Raw genomic sequence first — 20348 nt, 5'->3', positions numbered from 1 at the left:
ACAAGAAATATTTTTGAGAGGAAAAGTTGTTGATGCAGCCACTTTTGAACCTGTAGAAAATGTTACTGTTGCTATTGAAAATACTACTACATCCACTACAACAGACTTGCAGGGAAATTTTAAGTTTTCTCAAGAGGAACTTACTTCAGGAAATACAATTCTTATTTTTTCAGCACCGCGTTATGCGGTGTTGCGTTTACCAGTGTCAATTACAGAGGGAGCAGCAAAGGACCTTGATTTAATTCCAATTGAAAGAGATATGTTTAGGGAGCAAATGTTATTAGGTACTATAAGTCTGGGAGATGATCAATTAAGTGAAGAAGAAGGAAATGTTGATAATGTCGCGGGCCTGTTACAGGCATCCCGGGATGTTTTTCTTAATGCTGCTGCTTTTGATTTTAGCCAGACGTTCTTTCGACCGAGGGGATTGGATAGCGAGTTTGGGAAAGTTTATATTAATGGAGTTGAAATGAACAAACTATTCAACGGCAGACCTCAGTGGAGTAATTGGGGAGGCTTAAATGATGTACAAAGAAATCAGATTTTCAATATGGGAAGCCTTCCTGCAGAAGTGGGATTTGGTGGTTTGGCAGGGAGTACAAATATTGTAATGAGAGCGGCTAAATACAGTAATGGAGGAAGAATTTCATACGCTGCGGCAAACAGGAGCTACACAGGAAGAGTCATGGCGACCTATAATTCCGGGGAAACTCCCGGGGGTTGGGCTTATTCGGTTTCTATATCCAGAAGGTTTGCAGAAGAGGCATACGTTGAGGGAACTCTATATTCAGCCAATGCGCTATTTCTGGCAGTAGAAAAATTGATTTCTCCTTCCCATAGCATAAACTTTACCTCCTTCTATACCCCCAACACCAGAGGAAAATCATCAGCAAATACACAAGAAGTTTATGATCTTAGGGGTCAGCGTTACAATTCCTTCTGGGGATATCAAAATGGGGAGATAAGAAATTCAAGAATAAGAGAAATAAAGGAACCTGTTTTTATGCTAAATCATTTTTGGAAGATTTCAGGGAAAACTGATCTCAATACAAACCTCGCTTACCAATTTGGGAGTACCGGAAATAGCAGAATTGATTACGGAGGTACCCGGCTTATAGTTCAGCAGGATGGGCAGGAAAGTTTTATCGGGGGAGGTGGAAACCCAGATCCTTCTTACTACCAGAACCTCCCGAGCTATTTTTTACGATTTGAGGATAATCAGAATTTTGAAGCTGCTTACCGTGCCCGGAACACTTTTGTTAAGGACGGGCAAGTAAACTGGGAAAGTTTATACACTGCTAATATTATTTCCTCAGAAACAGGAGGCAATTCGGTTTATGTGATTGCCGAAGACAGGAATGACGATCAACAGATCACGGTTAATTCTATTTTAACTTCAGTATTAAGTCCTTCCCTAAAAATTAATTCGAAAGTAAAATTTACCAGACTCACTAGTCATAATTTTGCCGCTATTAAGGATCTATTGGGAGGAGCAGGTTATCTTGATATAGATGCTTTTGCTGAAGGAGATGCAACAACATCAGTTGGAGACAGGGCACAAAGTGATCTTCGAAACAGGAACAGAGTAGTTACTGAAGGAGAAAAATTTAAATACAATTTTGAACTCCATGCCGATGTTTTTGAAGGCTATTCGCAGTTGCAGTATAAAGGCAGAAGAGTTGATCTCTATGCAGCTAAGTCAGTTATCTCACACGCAGTATCAAAGGGTGGGTCTATTTCAGAATGGCAGCTATCCTAATAATTCTTTAGGGGAAAGTGAAAAGCTGAAGTTTAGCAACTATGGAGTGAAATTAGGAGGCACATATAAAATTATTAGCAGAAATCTTTTAAACTTTAATTCCGCTTATTATACCCGTGCTCCAAATTTAAGGAACAGCTTCTCTAATTCCCGAATGAACAATAGCGTAGTACAGAATTTAGACAGTGAAAATCTTTCCTCAGTAGATGCAAGCTATATTTTTAGAACTCCGCAGTTTAGGACGAGGATCACCGGATATTTTTCTGAAATTCAAGATGCAACAGAAATTTCTTTTTACTATGCTGATGGTTTAAGCGGACTTGGCAGAAACAGTACCACAGCCTTTGTGCAGGAGGTTTTGACAGGGATAGACAGACGACATTTTGGATTGGAACTGGGATTGGATTTTCAGGTAACATCTACAATCAAAATAAAATCTGCAGCCGCCATTGGACAACATACCTACAGCAATGATCCTAATTTATATCTAACTTCCGACAGTTTTGACGCTGCCGTGGATTATGGTACATCAAGTTTGAAAAATTATTTCCTGGCTGGAGGACCTCAACGTGCTGCCCAGATAGGATTTGAGTATAGAGATCCGGATTACTGGTGGTTTGGAACTACAGGAAATTATTTCTCACATGCTTTTAGTGATATTAGTCCTTTAACCCGCACTTCTAATTTTTTAACAGATGCAGATGGGCTTCCTTTAGTCGATTATAATGAAGAGGAGGCAAGGCATTTACTAAGACAGGAGCAATTTGACGACTACTTCGTTGTCAACATCATTGGAGGGAAATCCTGGAGGATTGACAGCTATTATCTTGGTTTTTTCGTGAGCCTGAACAATGTCTTTGACGTTGTGTATAAAACAGGAGGCTTTGAGCAGGCAAGAAATGCCAATTTTAGAACTCTTAAACAAGATAAGAATCGGGATCAGCCCATTTTTGGAAACAAGTACTGGTATGGCACAGGTGCGACTTATTACGCAAATATCTATGTTAGGTTTTAATTAAAGGGTTATGGGAAAAATAAGAATTCTGATATTGATAATAATTTCATTAAGCTCTTGTGTAAAAACAGATGATTTTCAGCTGCCGGAAATGACTACGCCACCTGTCCCGGCTGTCGGAAACATTACTACCATTGATGCTGTTAAAGGGCATTACAACTTTAATACAAATGAGATTTACACCTTCAGAGATACCAATACCTATTTTGAGGGATTTGTAATATCTAGTGATGAAGGAGGAAATTTTTATAAAAAGCTGATCCTTCAGGATAAGCCGGAGAATCCCACATCTGGTATCCAGGTTTTAATTGATGATAACTCTTTATTTGATACCTACAATTTTGGAAGAAAAGTTTATATAAAACTGGACGGTCTTAGCCTTTGGTACAACAATGGAGTTATGCAATTGGGGAAACAAAATAGAGGCGATGTTGTAGCTATTTCTCAGGCTCTTATTGATGATCATATAATAAGAACAAACGACACTGCTACTATTGTTCCTTTGGATCTTAAAATCACCCAGTTCAACGAGCAATTTAAAAATCTTTATATCCGAATTGATAATGTGCAATTCAACCGAAACCTAATAAAGGAGAATGACAGGTACACTTTTGCTGCTGAAAACTTCGATCAATATGACGGGGTACGACAGGTGGAAAGTTGCGAAAGCGGGGCTACAACCAATTTAAGTACCAGTACATTTTCAAACTTCCGGTCTTTATTGCTTCCTACATCTTCTGGAAGTGTTGAGGGAGTACTGGCAAGAGATTTTTACGACGACTTTTACGTTGTTATTATAACCTCTCCTGAAGCTTTAGACTTTAATGATGGAGCAAGATGTGATCCTCAATTCCTGAATTGTGGTTCTAACTCAACTCCGGGGATTGAGACAGTTTTTGAGGAAAGTTTTGAAACCATTACTACTCAAAGAATGCTGGAAACCCGTGGCTGGATGAATATCAATACCAGTGGCGGGAGTGAGAAATTTAAACCTGGAACTTTGCAGGGAAACAGACATGTTAGGATTTCTGCCTATAATACACAGGAAAATCCTCTCGAAGCATGGCTTATTACTCCTCCAATAGATGTAAATGCCATTTCTAATAGAGTTTTGTCTTTTGATCTTAGAGCTTCTTTTGATAATGCTACCATTCTCCGAGTTCTGGTAACTAATGAATTTACAGGAAATCCCCTCACAACTAATTGGCAGCTTCTGGAGGCAAATATTCCGGTAGGACCCACCAATCAAAATGCAGTGACTTTTACCCGATCTCATATCGATATCTCCTGCCTTGAAGGAACTATTCATGTGGCTTTCCATTATCTGGGTTCGGCTTCAGAAAAATCCACAACCTATGATATCGACAATGTGAGGGTAACTAGTGATTAAGATTTTTTTGAATTACATCCTGCCGAAAAATGTAAAGCCGGGACTCATGACTGGAACCCCGGCTTACTAACAGAATCAGGTTTAATCTTTATTTATTTTCAGCCTGATATGGCCACAGTCCTTGTTTCGTAAAAATTTCCGTTGATGTAAAAGTTAAGGGTATATTCTCCGCCTCCTGAAGGTAAGAAATAGACGCTTTTTACTTCCTCCCTTAGTACGTGGATGCAGGCGTCAGTTTCACTTCCAACTAAAAAGTCGTAGTAAAAATTTTTGTCTACAACCGAAACCTTGACTTTTTCTATTTTGTGGCAGGCGGTGGGCTTCAATACTGTTACATTTATCTTCTGTGCCTGGACAAATGGATATTCAGGAAAAAGATTAATATCTGCAATTGCTGTTTCCGGTTCCGGAGAAATTTGTTCTTTATGACAACTAATGGAGAGAGCACACAATGCCAGAAGGAACAAAAGATTAAGATTCTTCATAAGTGTAGGAAGTATTTAATGCTTTCAAAAATTATATGGGTGCATAACAATTATCAGGTCGGTCCAGGGTTTTAGGGCAATAAGGTGCGCGAATTTTAAATTTTATTCTGTAACTAATACTGTTCGGGTTTCCAGCAGTTCCCCGTCTATGTAAAAATTAAGAAGATGTTCTCCGGCTTCAGTAGGTTCAAAATTTACACTCATAGTTTCATCTCTCGCTAAAACCTGTATGCAAAATTCCCTATTGTTTAACAGGCGAAAGTAATACGAGTAAGTACTTGCTGAGACAGTAGCTGATTCCTCTTCTATTTCATGGCAGGGAGTGGGCTTGATGATAGTCACGTTAATTTCCTCTGCCTGTCCAACAGTATAGGTTTCTGCCAGGGTAATGTTTGAAATACTAATTTCAGGAGTAGGCTCTTCATCTTCCTTATCACAGGAAACTATAAGAGAAGAGAGGAAGAGGAGAGTTATTAAAGTAAAAACTTTCATATTTTACAATCGTGAGAAGGTTATATACATTAATGACTTAAAAAGTAAAAAAAGTTGCGTATGAATCTGTGAGTCAGAGCAATTACAGATTTCATTATGAATAACCGAGAATATATTTTTCCGGAAAAAGAAAAAAGCTAGGTTCTTCTATACTCAGAAGATCTGGCCTTTGGAGAAATAGGGTGATTTTTAATTACTTTATATTATTCCGTCACTGTTACAGTTCGGGTTTCCAATAGATCCCCGTTGATGAAAAAGTTAAGAGTGTGTTCCCCGGCTTCAGCAGGTTCAAAATCTACAGTTACGGTTTCCTCCTGCGTCACTTGAATGCAAATTTCAGCTTTATCTATAAGGCGGAAATTGTAAGAATAGATCCTGCCCGAAATAGTTAGTGCTTTCTCCTCTATAATATGGCAGGGAGTAGGCTTGGTGATTGTCACGTTTACTTCGGCCATTTGCCCTATAGAAAAGGACTCGGCAAGAGTTATGTTGGAAATATCAATCGCAGCAACCGGATCCGGCTCTTCCTTATCACAGGATGTTGTAAAAAAGGAGAAAAAGAAGACAGATAGAAGAAAGGAAATTTTCATGAGCTACAAAGTTTTGAAGGTTCCATATATAAATGACCTTGATAACATTAAAAGGTTGCGTACAAAACCGAAAAAAGTATGTTGGGACTTTTATAACGTAAGAGTAACAGAATTTTACGAAATTTCTGTTGTAATTTTGCGTAGCTTAAAATCACCTTTTATTTTTCGATTTAACTTTTATTTATGGTAAAAAAATTACTCCTCTACCCATTCTTTTTATTGTTCCTTACGTTTTCCTCTTTTGCCCAGGATATTTCCGGTTCCTGGAGCTGGAATTCAGTCGATGGAGGAAACATGTTTACAATTGACCTTATAGAAATTTCAGAAAATAATTACAGGGGAAACCACTGCAGTGTTTACCTTCATGGAGAAAGAATAGATTGCAACGACAATAAGGATGAGTTTTCTATAGTTCTTATTAGAAAGGCCGAAAATATTTTCCAGGGAAGTATAAGAAGCGGACTCAGCTATGCTGTGGGTAATGTGCAACTGCAATACCAGCCAGTAGAGAACAGAATCCTCTTCAGTTTAAAAACTAACCCTAAAGGAGAATATTACATTCCTGTAGAAGGAGTACTGGTGAGGAATTAGTGTCTATAGATATATTAAAGAGATATATTAACGCAGAAAATCAGCCCGAGGGCTGATTTTCTGTTTAATTACTTTTTTGATAAGCTTCTTCATAAGGGGACCAGATTTCATAAATTGGATCTCCTTTAGAGCTTTTTCCGTTATGATGCCATTTTCCATCCTTAACTTCGTAATCAAATTCTAAGCTGGCGCCTACGCGGCTGTCGTCTCTGGAGAAAAATTCTATAATTTCTGTATATTTTCCATCTTTGGCAGTGTAGGTTCCCCCGCCAGTGCCACTAAATTCTCCTGTAGCACTATTGAAGGCAATCCATTGAAAACGGTCGCCACTAAGGATCTTGACGGTTCTTCTGTCTCCGGGCGTCATTGTTCCCATTTCCCCGTTACGTTCCCTTCCCGTAATTACCCAATTACGTGTGAGATCGTTTTCTTTGTTAGAGATCCTTTGCCAGACTTCATTATTAATAGGATCAGATAATGTGAATTTATCTCCTTCTTTACTGAAGGTGTAATTTATTTCTTTGCCTATGAGCTCCGGATTTTCGGTATTGTAATCCTGAACAATTTTGAATTTATCTCCTGTTACTTCAAATTCTCCGCCTTTGGCACTATGAAATTTATTTCCCTCCTTCAGCTTTGCACCTATAGAAAAATAGCCATCCTGAATGATCTGTACCACTTCCATATCTTTCACTTCGGTTCCATTTCTTTCGGTTAGTTTCCAGGAACCACTCAAATCCTGCGCGTATAAAATTCCGCAGAAAAGAACCACAGGTAAAAACAAGAATTTTTTCATAAGACTTTGGTTTATACTAATTTAAGAAAAAGATTATTCTTCCTCACCATAAGCATCATATTCCGGGTATAAGAAATTGTTGTATGGAAATCTGGTAACGTGAATATCTCTTACTGTATCATAAACCTTTTTTCTGAAATCTTCCATATTCTCCTTATTAAGTGCTGAAATAAAAAGAACATTGTTCCCCAGCCTGTTCATCCAGGTTTGCCTCCACTCCTCCAGTGTATTATGAGCTGTTGTCTTTTCTGTTACCAGGTCATCGCTTTCGATCTCTTCAGGTTGGTAGGCATCTATTTTATTAAATACCATTATGGTAGGTTTATCTGCACTCTTTATGTCGGCAAGAGTTTGATTCACCGATTCAATGTGATCATCAAAATTTGGATGAGAAATATCAACAACGTGCAGGAGAAGATCTGCCTCCCTTACTTCATCCAGAGTAGATTTAAAAGATTCTATTAATTGGGTGGGTAGCTTCCTAATAAAACCAACAGTGTCGGTAAGCAGGAATGGAAGATTTCTTATTACAACCTTTCTAACTGTAGTGTCCAGCGTAGCAAATAATTTATTTTCAGCAAATACTTCACTTTTGCTTATGACATTCATCAGGGTAGATTTTCCTACGTTGGTGTAGCCCACCAAGGCCACCCGCACCAGCTGCCCGCGGTTTCCCCTTTGAACTTCCATTTGTTTGTCAATGGTTTCAATCTTTTTCTTGAGCAGGGCAATTTTATCTCTAACGATCCTACGGTCAGTCTCGATTTCTGTTTCCCCGGGACCACGCATTCCTATACCACCACGTTGTCTCTCCAGGTGAGTCCACATTCCCGCAAGCCTTGGGAGCAAATATTGATATTGCGCCAGTTCTACCTGCGTTCGCGCATAACTTGTTTGTGCACGTTGCGCAAAAATGTCCAAAATAAGGTTAGTCCTGTCCAGCACTTTGCACTGCAGGACCCGTTCTATATTTTTTTGTTGAGCAGGAGAAAGTTCGTCATCAAAAATTGCAGTTCCAACTTCATTTTCATCAATGAACTGTTTAACATCGTTAATTTTTCCTGATCCTATAAAAGTCTTGGGATCGGGCCGATCCATTTTTTGGGTAAACCTTTTTACAACTTCGCCACCTGCTGTATAGGTGAGAAATTCCAGTTCGTCCAGGTATTCATTCAGTTTATCAGCATCCTGCTCCCGGGTGACAATCCCAATAAGCACCGCTTTTTCATAATTTAAATCTGTCTTTTCTATCATAGATTCAAAGTTACACAATTGATTCTAAAAGCAATTTCAGCGAATCTAATTCAGCAAAAATTTAACTAGAAATTAGTGAAAACAAAAATCCCGAAGCAGCTGCTTCGGGATTAAAATCTATAAAGGGATATTTTTAGAATCCGAAATTGTAGTTAATGCCAAGTCCAAATACTTCTCTAATTTGAAAGGCAGCAACTGCATTATCATCATAAATGGCCTGGAAAAGCAAATTTGCAGAAAGATATTTATTGATGCCCATTTCAAGGTTCATCAGGTAATCAATATCTACATTTCCAGGTTTGTCTAGATAATTAGAGTAGAGGTTTATACTATTTTCCATCACCACATCACTCATTACTTTAAATTGAAGGTATGCATTAAGAGCAGCACCAAATTCGAAGCGGCTGCTTTTTCCTTCGTTTACACCAAAATAGCGACCATCTGCATAGCCCGGGGTAGTGGTGAATTTATCATCTACAAAAATAAACCTGGCAGTGGCAGGGGCAATATTTACAATAAAGTTTTCATCCTTTTTCCACATAAATCCCGGTCCTGTTTGCAGGTAAGCAGGAGAGAGAAAATGAGTATATTCTGTTCTTATAGTTTGTCCTGTTTCAGGATCTTTGCTGAAGTTGTACCCTTTGTCAAATTGAGTCCTGAAATTTAAAAAATAGGAGTAGTACCAATTGGAATTCTCCAATTGATAACCTGCAACAGAATTAAGTTCAAATCTGTCACTGGTTTTACGCGCAAACTTATCGGTTTTTACCTTTGTCAATCCATAATTCGCATGAATCCTGTTGGTCCAGGAAAAGTTGTCCATCCTGTAATTCTCCTCATAATTAAAGTTGAGGTTTCCTGCAATACTGGATGTTCCTCCTCCTGTCCATTCGTGATTAAAAGCAGATTGATTGAACAAAAGTTGAATTGTACCTTCAGAAGTCCAGCCATTGGGCGGAACCTCTTTTCCTTTGTCTTGTGCAGATACTGTGAGGGTAGAGACCAGCAGTAGAAAGACAGGAAAAAAATGTTTCATTTATTTAGTTTTTGGATTTCTTATAAAGCGGTACTGAGGAACAGGCTTCCCCGTACATAAGGCTTTTTACTACAGATTGTAGTTTTGAGATTAGTAATATGTAAGCGTTTTGAGGTACAGGTTTGTGAGAGCAGCCTTTAACAATTACAGGTTTGTCTGCAAGAGCTGTGACATCCAGATTTTGTATGATTTCTGTGTAAAGTACCGTTTCCAAATTATCCAGATTTCCCACAACTACTTTTTTCGCGTAAGGCTGCAGGTAAGTGGCGAGGAGCATATAGGCCCAGGCCGGAATAATGGCATCTGTAGAACAGGTTAAGGCGACGTAAGAGCCATCATATTGGCTCCAGTCCCAGGCAGCGGCCTTTTCTCTAAATACACCTTCCCTCAACACTAATCCTTCCAGTAACCAATCCTTAATATCAAATAAAACTCTTTCGCCTTTAGGATAGAAATCCTCAAGGTCAAAAGTGACTAATTTGCTATTTGCAACCCGATTTATAATTTCTGTAGACATAGTAAATTTAATTGCATCTTTTGTATCCTTTCCCCTTCGGGGGATAAGGTGCCTAAAGCATCCCGAGTTCCAGTTTAGCTTCTTCGCTCATAAGATCCTGAGTCCATGGGGGATCAAAAGTTATTTCAACTTCACAATCCTTAACCATATCAAGGGATTTTACCCTTTCTTCAACCTCCTGCGGTAAGCTTTCAGCAACCGGACAGTTAGGAGTTGTAAGCGTCATCAGGATCTTGACATCATAATCAGTATTTACCATGACGTCATAAATTAGCCCTAATTCATATATATCAACGGGAATTTCGGGGTCATAAATGGTTTTTAGTACCCTTACTATTTTTTCTCCCAGTTCCTGGGTATCTATTTCCTGTTCCATTTTAATCTAGTTGTGTTTGATACGCTATAGCATACATTTTCAATTGTTTAATCATACTCACCAATCCGTTTGCACGGGTGGGAGAGAGGTGCTCTTTTAGCCCGATTTCATCAATAAACTGTGTATCGGCTTCCAGTATATCTGCAGGATGTTGATTTGAAAATACCCTTATTAGAATCGCCACAATTCCTTTTGTTATTATAGCGTCACTATCTGCCGTAAAAACAAGTTTATCTCCCTCTAACTCTGCGTGTACCCAAACCTTGCTTTGGCAGCCTTTTATAATGTTTTCCTCTACTTTATATTTTTCATCAATAAGGGGCAGGGATTTTCCAAGATCTATCATATATTCATAACGCTGCATCCAGTCATCAAACATAGAAAACTCCTCTACAACCTCTTCCTGCTTCTCTTTTATATTACTCATTTCCGTTTTTTTGAACCATTAATAACTGCTCTCCCTCGTTTGAAAGAAAGATCACATTATCCTCGTTTTTTCTCATTTCAGTAATCTTCGGAAGGATTTCCATTACCTGATTTTCCCTTTCCATTTTTCCGTCGCAAAACATTCTGGTACTTACAGGTTCACTGAAGGTAATTTTTCTTCCATCTCTTTCAAATCCTGAACTAAACCTAGGGTTACATCCTGCGTTTCCGCGCAATTCCTTCCGCTTTTCATCAAAGGTGAGATCAATTTCTTCTGAAGAAACATCTTCGTTTCCTAATTGCGTTATGAAATAACTTCCTGAAAGTTCAGGATCTTCAGCAAGACTAAGTCTGCGGTTTCATTGGATCGGCTTTGCTGTCTTTTTTTCACCGCAGGATACCAAAATAATCAGAAATAGAACCAGAAGATTTTTCATAGCTGAAGGATTTTTATTCCAACATTGATTTTGCACGTTTTATCGCATCTATAAAGGTATCAATTTCTTCTTTGGTGTTGTAAAAAGAAAAAGATGCCCTCACTGTTCCCGGGATCTTGTAGTAATCCATAATGGGTTGAGCACAATGATGGCTAAGTGCGAACTGCTATTCCCAATTTGTCGACAATGGTTCCTATGTCATAAGGGTGAATTCCTTCAATGTTAAAGGAAATTACTGCAGTTTTCTTTTTGGAAATGCCGTAGATCTTAACTTTCTCGATCTCAAGAAGCTTTTGAGTTGCGTAATGCAGTAGCTCCTGTTCGTAAGCGGCAATGGTTTCAAAACCAATATTATTCATGTAATCCAGTGCTGCACCAAAGGCTATTCCCCCACAAATATTTGGAGTTCCTGCTTCGAATTTGTGAGGTAGATCTGCGTAAGTGGTTTTTTCAAAAGTAACAGTGGCTATCATTTCTCCGCCTCCCTGGTAAGGAGGTAGTTTTTTTAACCATTTTTCTTTTCCATAAAGGATCCCAACTCCCGTTGGGCCACACATTTTATGTGCAGAGGCTACATAGAAATCTACATCTAAAGCCTGTACATCTGCTTTAATATGGGGAGCGGCCTGTGCACCGTCAACCAATACCGCAGCACCCACCTTATGTGCCCCGGCAATAATCTCCTCTATAGGATTAATAGTACCGAGTGCGTTGGATACGTGGTTTATGAAAACAACTTTTGTTTTTCGTGAAAGAAGCTTTTCAAATTCTGAAAGAATTAATTCTCCACTTTCATCCATGGGGATAACTTTGAGAACAGCTCCTGTTTTTTCGGTTAGCATTTGCCACGGAACAATGTTCGAGTGATGTTCCAAAGCAGAGACCATTATCTCATCTCCTTCTTCCAGTAGGGCTGAAAATCCGCTGGCCACAAGATTAATCCCGTGTGTGGTGCCGGATGTAAGGATAATCTCGTATGAATGAGCAGCGTTAAAATGTGCCTGCACCTTTTTCCTGGCTTCCTCGTATTTGTCTGTAGCTTCCTGCGAAAGGGAATGAACTCCCCGGTGGATATTAGAATTATAGTTAGAATAGTAATCTACAATAGCATCCATTACCTGTACAGGCGTTTGTGAAGTAGCGGCATTATCAAAATAGACCAAAGGATGGCCGTTAACTTCCCTTTTTAGAATAGGAAAGTCTTTCCTTATCATTTCTACATCAAAAGAAGATTGTTTGGCCAATACACTCATACACCGTTTTTTCCTGCTAATTTATTAAAGGTCAAATCCCAGATTTACACCCAATTTTAAAGCTATTTGTTTTGTTATTCTCTTCTTTATTTCAGGAATTCTAACACTTTCCAAAACATTATTTGCAAAAGCATACATCAATAGTGCTTTTGCCTCTTTTTGAGGAATCCCTCTTGAGCGGAGGTAGAAAAGTGAATCCTTATCCAGCTGCCCAATTGTACAGCCGTGACTACATTTTACGTCATCGGCAAAGATTTCCAATTGTGGTTTGGAGTTGATTGTCGCTTTGTCATCCAATAATATATTATTGTTGGCCTGGAAAGCATTAATTTTCTGTGCTTCCTTATCTACAACTACTTTTCCATTAAAGACACAGTAAGAAGTATCAGCAAAAATACCTTTGTAATCCTGATGGCTTTCGCAGTTAGGGAATATATGATGCACCAGCGTATTATGATCTACTAGTTGCTTATCCTCAATTATGGTTATTCCTTTTAAGGTAGAATCGCAATGTTCTCCACGCTGATAAAAATTGAGGTTATTTCTCGTCAATTTTCCTCCAAAAGAAAAAGTGTGGATTGAACAATTAGAGTTATCCTTCTGCTCAATAAAAGTATTGTCTATTAATGAAGCTGAAGCCCTGTCATTCTGTATTTTATAATAATCAACAATAGCATTCTTTCCTGCGTAAATTTCTGTAACAGAATTTGTGAGTACGGGATGATCTGTAAGACTCTGGTGGCGTTCAATGATCTGTACCTGTGCATTCTCCTCAACTACGATCAAATTCCGTGGTTGTAGCATAAGCGCTGATTCATTTCCGGTAGAGAAATTCACTATCTGAATTGGTTTATCTGCTACTTTACCCTTATGAATTCTAATAAAAGCACCTTCTTTCGAAAAAGCAGTGTTTAGAGGTGTAAAACCATTTTCCCTCGAAACTATCTTGTTGAAATATTGATCTATAACCTCCTTATACTTCGGTTTTGCCAGGGCCGACGACATAAGACAAACATCATGTTTGTCGTGGGTCGTCTGTGATAAATGGGAAGAAAAGATCCCGTCGATAAAGATCAGGTTGTAAGTGTCTATATCGTGTATCAGATATTTCTTAATATCCCTGTATTCTATCGCATCTTCCTTTTTTGGGAAAACACTATAATCGTGCTTTAAAATTGAATTTAATGAAGTGTATTTCCAGGCCTCTTCTTTTTTCGTAGGGAAGCCCAGCGCCTCAAATTCTTTGATCGCTTCACTTCTTAAATTATGTATATCGGCATCCACATCACAAGCCTCTTCAAAGGCCATAAATGAGGATATTAATTTTTCCTTTAATTCCATTTCTTTTAATTTTTCCTAAAACAAACGCTTCTCAATTAAAGAAGGTTCAGGTTTCTATGCCTGCGGCAGTTTCAGGTTTATTCATTCCTGTATTTTAAACCCTGAAATGCTTTCTTATTCAAATAACTAATGAAGCTAAGCAATTTTTCTGCTCAATGCTTCGTAGTCATTCTTAATTCTCTCTAAGGTTTCTTTATCAATATATTCCGAATCGTACAACCTATATAATTGCGATCTCGTTTCTCCTGCCGAACCTTTAGCGATAGAGAGAAATTGTCTGAACTCAAGATTTCCATCTCTTTCAAATCCTTCTGCAATGTTATCCATTATAGAACCGGATGATCCTTTAATCTGCTCCCGAAGTTTAAAATCATTTTTTAACTCGGAATTCTTACTCAGTTTTATTATTTCATTTGACAATTTACGTGCCTCCTGCCAGATTTCTAAATCTTCAAACCTCCTGATAGTAGCCATAAATTGTTATTTTCATTCTACCCTAATATAAAACCTGAAACCTGAAACCTGAAACTTAAACAGTTTCCGGCTTCAGCCAGTCGTAACCTTTCTCCTCCAACTCGTAAGCAAGTTCTTTAGTGCCCGATTTCACAATTTTCCCATCCATCATCACGTGAACAAAATCTGGAATAATATAATCCAGCAGGCGCTGGTAGTGAGTTATTACCAAAACTGCATTGTCATTGCTCTTTAACCTGTTCACTCCATTAGCAACAACTTTTAAAGCGTCAATATCCAATCCTGAATCGGTCTCATCCAATATTGCTAATTTTGGGTTCAGCATAGCCATCTGGAAAATTTCATTTCGTTTCTTTTCTCCACCGGAAAATCCCTGGTTAAGGGAACGGGATAAGAATTTCCTGTCTATTTCAAGTAATTCAGATTTTTCTCTAATCAGCTTTAGCATCTCATTTGCTAAGATGTCTTCCAGTCCTTGTGATTTGCGGTGGGCGTTAATAGACGCTTTCATAAAATTTGTTACAGAAACACCGGGAATTTCAACGGGATACTGGAAAGACAAGAAGATACCTTTGTGCGCCCTCTCTTCAGGATCAAGCTCGGTAAGGTCTTCATTCTCAAAAAATATCTCCCCCTGTGTCATCTCAAATTCTTCCTTTCCTGCAATTACTGAAGACAATGTACTTTTCCCTGAACCGTTAGGTCCCATAATTGCGTGAACTTCACCCGGATTTATTTCCAAATTGATCCCTTTCAGGATTTCCTTATCTTCTATACTGGCGTGTAAATTTTTTATTTTAAGCATAATATTTCTGAATTTGCCGAATTTAAATCGACATTAATTTTTTGATTCTGTATTTTCTGATCGCTCTGCTTTAATTTCCAAAACTTCTGTGATCTTCAGAAGTTGGGAATAGCTTGATGCAGAGAAATTTTTTGTCACTTTTCCTTTTACTTTAACGGGAACGATACCATCCTGTGAAGCTTTGTATGATTTGAGAGAATCTTTAAACTCCATTGCAGTGGAATCCATTTTCACCTCATAAACAAATTTATTTCCCTTTAACACTGCATCATCTCCCGCCATTATAAAGTTGCCTTCATAAACCTGAATACTGTCCTTAACAATAGAAATAACTTCAGGCTCAGGCGCTGATTCCTGCTCGTTGTCACAAGATGTGATAAGGAAAAGTATACTTACCAGGACAATTAACTTCTTCATTTTCATTTTCACTTTTATCCGACTGATCCTTCAAGGGATATTTCCAATAACTTCTGAGCTTCCACAGCGAATTCCATAGGAAGCTTATTTAGAACCTCTTTGCTAAAACCGTTCACAATTAATGCAATCGCTTTCTCGGTGTCAATACCTCGTTGGTTACAGTAAAATATCTGGTCTTCCCCAATTTTACTGGTAGTTGCTTCATGTTCTACCTGCGCACTTTTGTTCTTTACTTCAATATAAGGGAAGGTGTGAGCTCCACATTTATTTCCCATAAGGAGGGAATCACATTGTGAGAAATTCCTTGCATTATCTGCACGACTGCTCATTTGAACAAGTCCTCGATAGCTGTTCTGGGATTGTCCTGCAGAAATTCCTTTAGAAATAATAGTACTCCTGGTATTTTTACCAAGGTGAATCATTTTTGTGCTTAGTATCAGCCTGCTGATGGTTGTTAGTAACAGCAATAGAATAAAATTCTCCAATAGAATTGTCTCCCTTTAGAATACAGGAAGGATACTTCCAGGTAATCGCAGAACTAGGTTTCAACCTGTGTCCAGGAGATCTTGGCATTTTTCTCGCAAATTCCTCTTTTGGTGACGAAGTTATAAACCCCGCCTTTTCCTTCTTTGTTCCCCGGGAACCAGTTTTGTACGGTGGAATATTTAATTTCAGCACCATCAAGTGCTACTAATTCAACAACTGCAGCATGTAACTGATTTTCATCCCGTGAAGGAGCAGTACAGCCTTCAAGATAACTTACGTAACTATCCTCGTCTGCAACTACAAGAGTCCTTTCAAATTGACCAGTTCCTGCCTGATTAATTCTGAAGTAAGTAGAAAGTTCCATAGGACAACGTACTCCTTTAGGAATATAGCAGAAGGAACCATCACTAAAAACAGCGGAATTTAAAGCTGCATAGAAATTATCCTTTTGAGGTACCACAGAACCAATATATTTCTTTACCAGTTCAGGATATTCTCGAATTGCTTCTGAAATAGAGCAGAAGATTATTCCTTTTTCAGCAAGGGTCTTCTTAAAAGTAGTGGTTACCGATACGGAGTCCATTACGATATCCACCGCCACACTTAACCAGTTTCTTTTGCTCATCAAGAGAAATACCTAATTTTTCAAATGTCGCCCTCAATTCAGGATCAACTTCATCCAGACTGTCATATTTCGGCTTCTTATTAGGAGCAGAGTAGTAGGAAATATTTTGAAAATTAGGCTTGGTGTACTTTACATTCGCCCAATTTGGTTCAGTCATATCTTCCCAAATTCTGTATGCTTCCAATCTCCACTGAGTCATCCATTCCGGCTCCTCTTTCTTTTTCGAAATTGCTCTAACGATATCCTCACTTAACCCCACGGGAAAAGTATCAGACTCAATATCTGTATAGAAACCATATTCGTATTCTTTGGTTTCCAGTTCTTTTTTTAAATCATCTTCAGTATATGCCATAACTTTAATTCAAAGTTTAAAGTTCAAAGTTTAAAGTTCTTTGGAGAACTTTGACCCTCTGAAGCCACTGTCTTTCAAATACTTCATAAATGAATTTATTTGTTTGCTCAGTGATGTTAGTTTTTCGACTAAATTGTCGAATTCTTCTTTACTTATGTAATCCCTATCGAGAACTCTATAGAACTGCGATCGCGTCTCTCCACATGAGGCTTTGGCAATAGACAGAAATTGGCAAAATTCTTTATTTCCATTTCTTTCAAAACCTTCAGCTATATTGTCCATTATTGAACCCGATGAACCATTCAATTGATTATAAAGCTTAAAGTCCTTTTTAAGGTCAGTCTTGCCTTGAATCAAATGCACTTTCTTACAAATTTCCCGTGCTCTTTTCCAAATTTCAAGATCCTCGAACTTCTGTGCTGTACCCATCTCCAATTTGATCAACCTTGAATCTTAAACTTTAAATTTTGAACCTACAACGAAAAACTCTCTCCACAACCACAAGTTCGCTGGGCGTTGGGATTGTTAAAAACAAATCCTTTGCCGTTTAGCCCGCCGGAATATTCTAAAATAGTACCTAGCCAGGTATAGTACGCTTTTCTTATCCACAACAATCTTAACCTGATTATCTTCAAATAATTTGTCCTGCTCTGCCTGTGATTTGTCAAACTTCAACTCGTAAGATAAACCGGAACATCCTCCGCTTTTCACTCCCACGCGTACAAAGTCTTTTTGCGCGTCATAACCCTCTTCGGCCATCAATAGCGCGATCCTTTTTTTTGCGTCTTCGCTTACCTTTATCATTGTTAAACAGATTAATTCTAAATTGGGCACAAATATACTACAAAACAAGCGGTTTACCATATCCTGAGCATTTGTTTTGAGAATGGAATTATAGGCTTACCCAATCCAAAATTCGAAAATTTTAATCAGGTCAAAAGGAGCTTTTTATCCCTTTGTCTTTCTGTACTTCCATAGGGCCTGGCTATTGCTCTTTAATAATTAGGAAAGTATGTAAACTTTCAGCACTTTCTTTAAAGTTAGGTATTGAAATTTTTGCTTTATGTGCGTTTTTTACTCTCCACTTCTCCGGTGCCTGGGGCATAAAACTATCAGAAATATGCGGGTTCAAATAATAAACCATTATTTTTGCAAAATTAAATTTGAACCAATGATAGAAGATAGTCAGAATAGCAGAACAAACCTTTCAGAATTAGGAGAATTTGGCCTTATAGACCTTCTTACGAAGAACCTTGTGGTAAAGCTCCCCTCCACTATAAAAGGAATTGGAGATGACGCTGCGGTCCTGGATTTTCAGGATTTGCAAACGCTGGTCACTACAGATCTTTTAGTTGAAGGAGTGCATTTTGATCTTGCATATATGCCGCTGAAGCATCTTGGTTATAAGGCCGTTATGGTTAATCTTTCTGACGTTTATGCCATGAATGCGACGGCCACCCAAATTACCATTTCCATTGCAGTTTCTAACAGGTTTCCTGTTGAAGCACTTGAAGAATTATATGCGGGAATAGAATTAGCTGCAAAAATTTATAATGTTGATGTAGTAGGAGGAGATACGACTTCCTCCACTAAGGGACTTTTAATTAGCATTACAGCTTTGGGTAGCGCCCCTAAGGAAGAAGTGGTTTTAAGAAGTGGTGCTAAACCTAACGACCTGCTCGTTGTTACGGGGGATTTGGGAGCGGCCTACATGGGATTGCAAATTCTTGAACGGGAAAAGGAAGTTTTCAAAGTCAATCCCAACTCACAACCCGATCTTGATGCTTACACTTACCTTATTGAAAGACAATTAAAACCGGAAGCCCGGAGAGATATTCCACCCTTGCTGAAAAAACTTGAAGTGCTGCCCACGGCTATGATAGATATCAGTGACGGCTTATCTTCAGAGATTATCCATATCTGCAAAAACTCTGGGGTGGGTGTAAATTTATTTGAAGAAAAAATACCTCTTGATCCAGCTGTAATTTCAGCTTGTGAAGAGTTTCAGCTTGACAGTACTACAATTGCTCTTAGTGGGGGAGAAGATTACGAACTTCTTTTTACTGTTTCCCAGAATGATTATGATAAAATAAAAGGGAATCCTCACTTAACAATCATTGGTCATATGACTGAAGAAAGGGAAGGAATGCATTTAATAACGCGTGGCAATACTAAAATACCTTTGAAGGCTAAGGGATGGAATGCTATGGAGAGGGATGAAGATTAAGAAGCATTAGCATATTGAGTGCGTCTTTGTCTTCTTCTTACATATATTTGAGAGATATAATCGTTTGTTTCTTTAAATTTAGGAGTTAACCTGGCGAGAAAGCCATCGGCAGTGTCGGTCATTTCAACTCCGCAGTGTGCACATTTATACTCGTGAATATGATTAGTAACATTTTTGGATACCGTTAAATTATGGCCGAAGAACGTGCAATAAAGCTTTGCGATAGAAGAAATTTTGGTGGTGATTTTCATCATACAAAATTTTATTAGTTGTTACAGAACATTAAAAGTATAAAAAAAGTTAATTAATCGCTAAAAAGTTAAAATTAATCGATGAAACGCAGAATTTCTCGAACTTCTGCAGTGTTTTCTATATATGCTAAATGACCTCCGGTTGTTAAAATAGTTTTACAGTTGCAATATTCTGCTATGCTAACGGCTGTTTTCCAGTTTAATATAGGATCATTTTTACCAATTAATAAGGTTTTTCTCTTTTGGTAATTCTTTAACAGCTCTTTTTTCTCTGTACGAATTTTCATACCTTTTATATTAGCTATAATTCCTTTAGTAGAAAATTTAAGAGCCTGCTTCCTTATAACTGCAATTTCATTTTTAAAAGTTTCATTGCTTTCGGGAGTTAAAAGGTTAGAAATAGCCATGCTTACAAATGTTCTTTTTTCTTTTTAATCAATTCTATTGCTCTTTCCCTATTAATGATCCTTTCTTCAGAATCTTTTTCGGGAGTAGAGTTGATAAGGAGGAGGGCCAGTACATCTTCCGGAAATTTTTCCAGGTATGAAAGTGCTACATAACCTCCCATAGAGTGGCTAAGCAAAACTTGCTTTTGAAATTTTTAGATGTTCGAGTACTGCCTTTACCACATCAGCCATTAGTTCCATCGAATGTATGCTTCCAATAGTACCCGAGTGACCGTGGCCGGGAAGATCAATACATATTACCTGACGAACCTGGGAAAGATCCTCTATATAGGGTTCCCAAATAGAGCTGCTTTCAAGAAATCCGTGTAACAGGACGAGAGGTTTTCCGGCTCCTTTTGAGGTGAAAAAGATTTGTGTGTTTTTGAATTCTAATAACATTAGAAAAATATGTTAGTAGGTGGGACGGCAGAATCAAATCTCCTTTTTTTAGCAAAGATTAGGCTGGAAGGAAAACATCAGAATGTTATGTATGGCGATTGTTTAAAA

General features: G+C 38.2%; 24 protein-coding genes and 3 pseudogenes. 5 read left to right on the top strand and 22 right to left on the bottom strand.

Annotated features, from left to right (window positions below):
- Nucleotides 1-13 precede the first annotated feature (13 nt).
- From LZ575_RS23805 to LZ575_RS13720, 3 genes are read left to right on the top strand one after another with little or no spacing between them, the layout of a single operon-like run.
- The gene (locus LZ575_RS23805) at nucleotides 14-1759 is read left to right on the top strand and encodes a carboxypeptidase-like regulatory domain-containing protein (protein WP_311195800.1); all 1746 of its coding nucleotides are present in this window, start codon (nucleotides 14-16) and stop codon (nucleotides 1757-1759) included.
- On the top strand, nucleotides 1689-2774 hold the full coding sequence (locus LZ575_RS23800; RefSeq protein WP_311195799.1) for a hypothetical protein: 1086 nt from the start codon (nucleotides 1689-1691) through the stop codon (nucleotides 2772-2774). Before LZ575_RS23805 ends, LZ575_RS23800 begins: the two co-directional genes overlap by 71 nt.
- Nucleotides 2775-2784: 10 nt before the next feature.
- Nucleotides 2785-4164 carry a DUF5689 domain-containing protein gene (locus LZ575_RS13720; RefSeq protein ID WP_235325057.1) on the top strand — a complete coding sequence of 460 codons (1380 nt, stop codon included), beginning with the start codon at nucleotides 2785-2787 and terminating at the stop codon, nucleotides 4162-4164.
- 98 nt (nucleotides 4165-4262) lie between these two features.
- Here LZ575_RS13720 and LZ575_RS13715 read toward each other — a convergent pair whose 3' ends face one another.
- From LZ575_RS13715 to LZ575_RS13705, 3 genes are all read right to left on the bottom strand, one after another.
- Nucleotides 4263-4649: a hypothetical protein gene (locus tag LZ575_RS13715; RefSeq protein ID WP_235325056.1), complete on the bottom strand. Its 387-nt coding sequence runs from the start codon at nucleotides 4647-4649 to the stop codon at nucleotides 4263-4265.
- A 102-nt stretch (nucleotides 4650-4751) separates the two neighbouring features.
- Entirely contained in the window at nucleotides 4752-5141 is a 390-nt protein-coding gene (locus LZ575_RS13710; RefSeq protein ID WP_235325055.1) for a hypothetical protein, read from the bottom strand.
- Nucleotides 5142-5344: 203 nt separating this feature from the next.
- The gene (locus LZ575_RS13705; protein ID WP_235325054.1) at nucleotides 5345-5731 is read right to left on the bottom strand and encodes a hypothetical protein; all 387 of its coding nucleotides are present in this window, start codon (nucleotides 5729-5731) and stop codon (nucleotides 5345-5347) included.
- A gap of 183 nt (nucleotides 5732-5914) precedes the next feature.
- Between LZ575_RS13705 and LZ575_RS13700 the strand changes: the two genes are divergently transcribed.
- Complete coding sequence (locus LZ575_RS13700) at nucleotides 5915-6322, top strand: hypothetical protein (RefSeq protein ID WP_235325053.1); 408 nt, start codon at nucleotides 5915-5917, stop codon at nucleotides 6320-6322.
- 64 nt (nucleotides 6323-6386) lie between these two features.
- On the opposite strand, the gene LZ575_RS13695 is transcribed toward LZ575_RS13700, so the two are convergent.
- The 15 genes and pseudogenes from LZ575_RS13695 to LZ575_RS13625 form a co-directional block, all read right to left on the bottom strand.
- Nucleotides 6387-7118, bottom strand: coding sequence for a hypothetical protein (locus LZ575_RS13695; RefSeq protein WP_235325052.1), 732 nt, complete (start codon nucleotides 7116-7118; stop codon nucleotides 6387-6389).
- A 33-nt stretch (nucleotides 7119-7151) separates the two neighbouring features.
- Entirely contained in the window at nucleotides 7152-8372 is a 1221-nt protein-coding gene (hflX, locus tag LZ575_RS13690) for a GTPase HflX (RefSeq protein WP_235325051.1), read from the bottom strand.
- A 133-nt stretch (nucleotides 8373-8505) separates the two neighbouring features.
- Entirely contained in the window at nucleotides 8506-9408 is a 903-nt protein-coding gene (locus tag LZ575_RS13685) for a DUF3078 domain-containing protein (protein ID WP_235325050.1), read from the bottom strand.
- Between the two features lie 4 nt (nucleotides 9409-9412).
- Nucleotides 9413-9925, bottom strand: coding sequence for a DUF2480 family protein (locus LZ575_RS13680; protein WP_235325049.1), 513 nt, complete (start codon nucleotides 9923-9925; stop codon nucleotides 9413-9415).
- A 52-nt stretch (nucleotides 9926-9977) separates the two neighbouring features.
- Nucleotides 9978-10301 (bottom strand): SUF system Fe-S cluster assembly protein, encoded by a 324-nt coding sequence (locus tag LZ575_RS13675; protein ID WP_235325048.1) that lies wholly within the window; start codon nucleotides 10299-10301, stop codon nucleotides 9978-9980.
- A gap of 1 nt (nucleotide 10302) precedes the next feature.
- On the bottom strand, nucleotides 10303-10728 hold the full coding sequence (locus LZ575_RS13670; protein ID WP_235325047.1) for a SufE family protein: 426 nt from the start codon (nucleotides 10726-10728) through the stop codon (nucleotides 10303-10305).
- A complete protein-coding gene (locus LZ575_RS13665) occupies nucleotides 10721-10996 on the bottom strand; it encodes an META domain-containing protein (RefSeq protein ID WP_235330736.1) in 276 nt (91 codons plus the stop codon). The genes LZ575_RS13670 and LZ575_RS13665 overlap by 8 nt, the downstream gene beginning before the upstream one ends.
- 181 nt (nucleotides 10997-11177) lie before the next feature.
- Nucleotides 11178-12417 (bottom strand): annotated as a pseudogene (locus LZ575_RS13660) (aminotransferase class V-fold PLP-dependent enzyme).
- 24 nt (nucleotides 12418-12441) lie between these two features.
- A complete protein-coding gene (sufD, locus tag LZ575_RS13655) occupies nucleotides 12442-13758 on the bottom strand; it encodes a Fe-S cluster assembly protein SufD (RefSeq protein WP_235325046.1) in 1317 nt (438 codons plus the stop codon).
- A gap of 135 nt (nucleotides 13759-13893) precedes the next feature.
- On the bottom strand, nucleotides 13894-14232 hold the full coding sequence (locus tag LZ575_RS13650; RefSeq protein ID WP_311195798.1) for a four helix bundle protein: 339 nt from the start codon (nucleotides 14230-14232) through the stop codon (nucleotides 13894-13896).
- Nucleotides 14233-14287: 55 nt separating this feature from the next.
- Complete coding sequence (gene sufC / locus LZ575_RS13645; protein WP_235325045.1) at nucleotides 14288-15037, bottom strand: Fe-S cluster assembly ATPase SufC; 750 nt, start codon at nucleotides 15035-15037, stop codon at nucleotides 14288-14290.
- 33 nt (nucleotides 15038-15070) lie between these two features.
- The gene (locus LZ575_RS13640; protein WP_235325044.1) at nucleotides 15071-15454 is read right to left on the bottom strand and encodes a hypothetical protein; all 384 of its coding nucleotides are present in this window, start codon (nucleotides 15452-15454) and stop codon (nucleotides 15071-15073) included.
- A 14-nt stretch (nucleotides 15455-15468) separates the two neighbouring features.
- A pseudogene (gene sufB, locus LZ575_RS13635) lies at nucleotides 15469-16917 on the bottom strand (Fe-S cluster assembly protein SufB).
- Nucleotides 16918-16947: 30 nt separating this feature from the next.
- Nucleotides 16948-17346 carry a four helix bundle protein gene (locus LZ575_RS13630; protein WP_235325043.1) on the bottom strand — a complete coding sequence of 133 codons (399 nt, stop codon included), beginning with the start codon at nucleotides 17344-17346 and terminating at the stop codon, nucleotides 16948-16950.
- A gap of 44 nt (nucleotides 17347-17390) precedes the next feature.
- A pseudogene (locus LZ575_RS13625) lies at nucleotides 17391-17721 on the bottom strand (HesB/IscA family protein).
- Between the two features lie 367 nt (nucleotides 17722-18088).
- On the opposite strand from LZ575_RS13625, the gene thiL reads away from it, so the two are divergent.
- Nucleotides 18089-19144, top strand: a complete 1056-nt coding sequence (gene thiL, locus LZ575_RS13620; protein ID WP_235325042.1) for a thiamine-phosphate kinase — start codon at nucleotides 18089-18091, stop codon at nucleotides 19142-19144.
- Here the strand turns inward: thiL and LZ575_RS13615 are convergent.
- The 4 genes from LZ575_RS13615 to LZ575_RS13600 all read right to left on the bottom strand — a co-directional run bounded on the left by LZ575_RS13615 (nucleotide 19141) and on the right by LZ575_RS13600 (nucleotide 20240).
- A complete protein-coding gene (locus LZ575_RS13615; RefSeq protein ID WP_235325041.1) occupies nucleotides 19141-19398 on the bottom strand; it encodes a hypothetical protein in 258 nt (85 codons plus the stop codon). The two genes, thiL and LZ575_RS13615, sit on opposite strands and share 4 nt — an antisense overlap.
- 71 nt (nucleotides 19399-19469) lie before the next feature.
- Nucleotides 19470-19802, bottom strand: coding sequence for a hypothetical protein (locus LZ575_RS13610; RefSeq protein WP_235325040.1), 333 nt, complete (start codon nucleotides 19800-19802; stop codon nucleotides 19470-19472).
- 2 nt (nucleotides 19803-19804) lie between these two features.
- Nucleotides 19805-19978, bottom strand: coding sequence for a hypothetical protein (locus tag LZ575_RS13605; protein ID WP_235325039.1), 174 nt, complete (start codon nucleotides 19976-19978; stop codon nucleotides 19805-19807).
- Nucleotides 19971-20240: an alpha/beta fold hydrolase gene (locus LZ575_RS13600; protein WP_235325038.1), complete on the bottom strand. Its 270-nt coding sequence runs from the start codon at nucleotides 20238-20240 to the stop codon at nucleotides 19971-19973. The genes LZ575_RS13605 and LZ575_RS13600 overlap by 8 nt, the downstream gene beginning before the upstream one ends.
- Between the last annotated feature and the right edge of the window lie 108 nt (nucleotides 20241-20348).

Source organism: Antarcticibacterium sp. 1MA-6-2 (assembly GCF_021535135.1).
In the GTDB taxonomy this organism is placed as follows: Bacteria; Bacteroidota; Bacteroidia; order Flavobacteriales; family Flavobacteriaceae; genus Gillisia.
The sequence above is the reverse complement of the archived record's forward strand: the minus strand, read 5'-3'. Positions and strand labels throughout refer to the sequence as shown.

Coding starts and splice junctions, on each gene's coding strand:
- LZ575_RS13615 (WP_235325041.1), bottom strand. CDS start 19,398: ATGATGAAAATCACCACCAAAATTTCTTCTATCGCAAAGCTTTATTGC.
- sufD (WP_235325046.1), bottom strand. CDS start 13,758: ATGGAATTAAAGGAAAAATTAATATCCTCATTTATGGCCTTTGAAGAG.
- LZ575_RS13705 (WP_235325054.1), bottom strand. CDS start 5,731: ATGAAAATTTCCTTTCTTCTATCTGTCTTCTTTTTCTCCTTTTTTACA.
- thiL (WP_235325042.1), top strand. CDS start 18,089: ATGATAGAAGATAGTCAGAATAGCAGAACAAACCTTTCAGAATTAGGA.
- LZ575_RS13715 (WP_235325056.1), bottom strand. CDS start 4,649: ATGAAGAATCTTAATCTTTTGTTCCTTCTGGCATTGTGTGCTCTCTCC.
- LZ575_RS13610 (WP_235325040.1), bottom strand. CDS start 19,802: ATGGCTATTTCTAACCTTTTAACTCCCGAAAGCAATGAAACTTTTAAA.
- LZ575_RS13680 (WP_235325049.1), bottom strand. CDS start 9,925: ATGTCTACAGAAATTATAAATCGGGTTGCAAATAGCAAATTAGTCACT.
- LZ575_RS13700 (WP_235325053.1), top strand. CDS start 5,915: ATGGTAAAAAAATTACTCCTCTACCCATTCTTTTTATTGTTCCTTACG.
- sufC (WP_235325045.1), bottom strand. CDS start 15,037: ATGCTTAAAATAAAAAATTTACACGCCAGTATAGAAGATAAGGAAATC.
- LZ575_RS13670 (WP_235325047.1), bottom strand. CDS start 10,728: ATGAGTAATATAAAAGAGAAGCAGGAAGAGGTTGTAGAGGAGTTTTCT.
- LZ575_RS13695 (WP_235325052.1), bottom strand. CDS start 7,118: ATGAAAAAATTCTTGTTTTTACCTGTGGTTCTTTTCTGCGGAATTTTA.
- LZ575_RS13720 (WP_235325057.1), top strand. CDS start 2,785: ATGGGAAAAATAAGAATTCTGATATTGATAATAATTTCATTAAGCTCT.
- LZ575_RS23800 (WP_311195799.1), top strand. CDS start 1,689: ATGCAGCTAAGTCAGTTATCTCACACGCAGTATCAAAGGGTGGGTCTA.
- LZ575_RS13650 (WP_311195798.1), bottom strand. CDS start 14,232: ATGGCTACTATCAGGAGGTTTGAAGATTTAGAAATCTGGCAGGAGGCA.
- LZ575_RS13675 (WP_235325048.1), bottom strand. CDS start 10,301: ATGGAACAGGAAATAGATACCCAGGAACTGGGAGAAAAAATAGTAAGG.
- LZ575_RS13630 (WP_235325043.1), bottom strand. CDS start 17,346: ATGGGTACAGCACAGAAGTTCGAGGATCTTGAAATTTGGAAAAGAGCA.
- LZ575_RS13640 (WP_235325044.1), bottom strand. CDS start 15,454: ATGAAGAAGTTAATTGTCCTGGTAAGTATACTTTTCCTTATCACATCT.
- LZ575_RS13600 (WP_235325038.1), bottom strand. CDS start 20,240: ATGTTATTAGAATTCAAAAACACACAAATCTTTTTCACCTCAAAAGGA.
- LZ575_RS13710 (WP_235325055.1), bottom strand. CDS start 5,141: ATGAAAGTTTTTACTTTAATAACTCTCCTCTTCCTCTCTTCTCTTATA.
- LZ575_RS13685 (WP_235325050.1), bottom strand. CDS start 9,408: ATGAAACATTTTTTTCCTGTCTTTCTACTGCTGGTCTCTACCCTCACA.
- hflX (WP_235325051.1), bottom strand. CDS start 8,372: ATGATAGAAAAGACAGATTTAAATTATGAAAAAGCGGTGCTTATTGGG.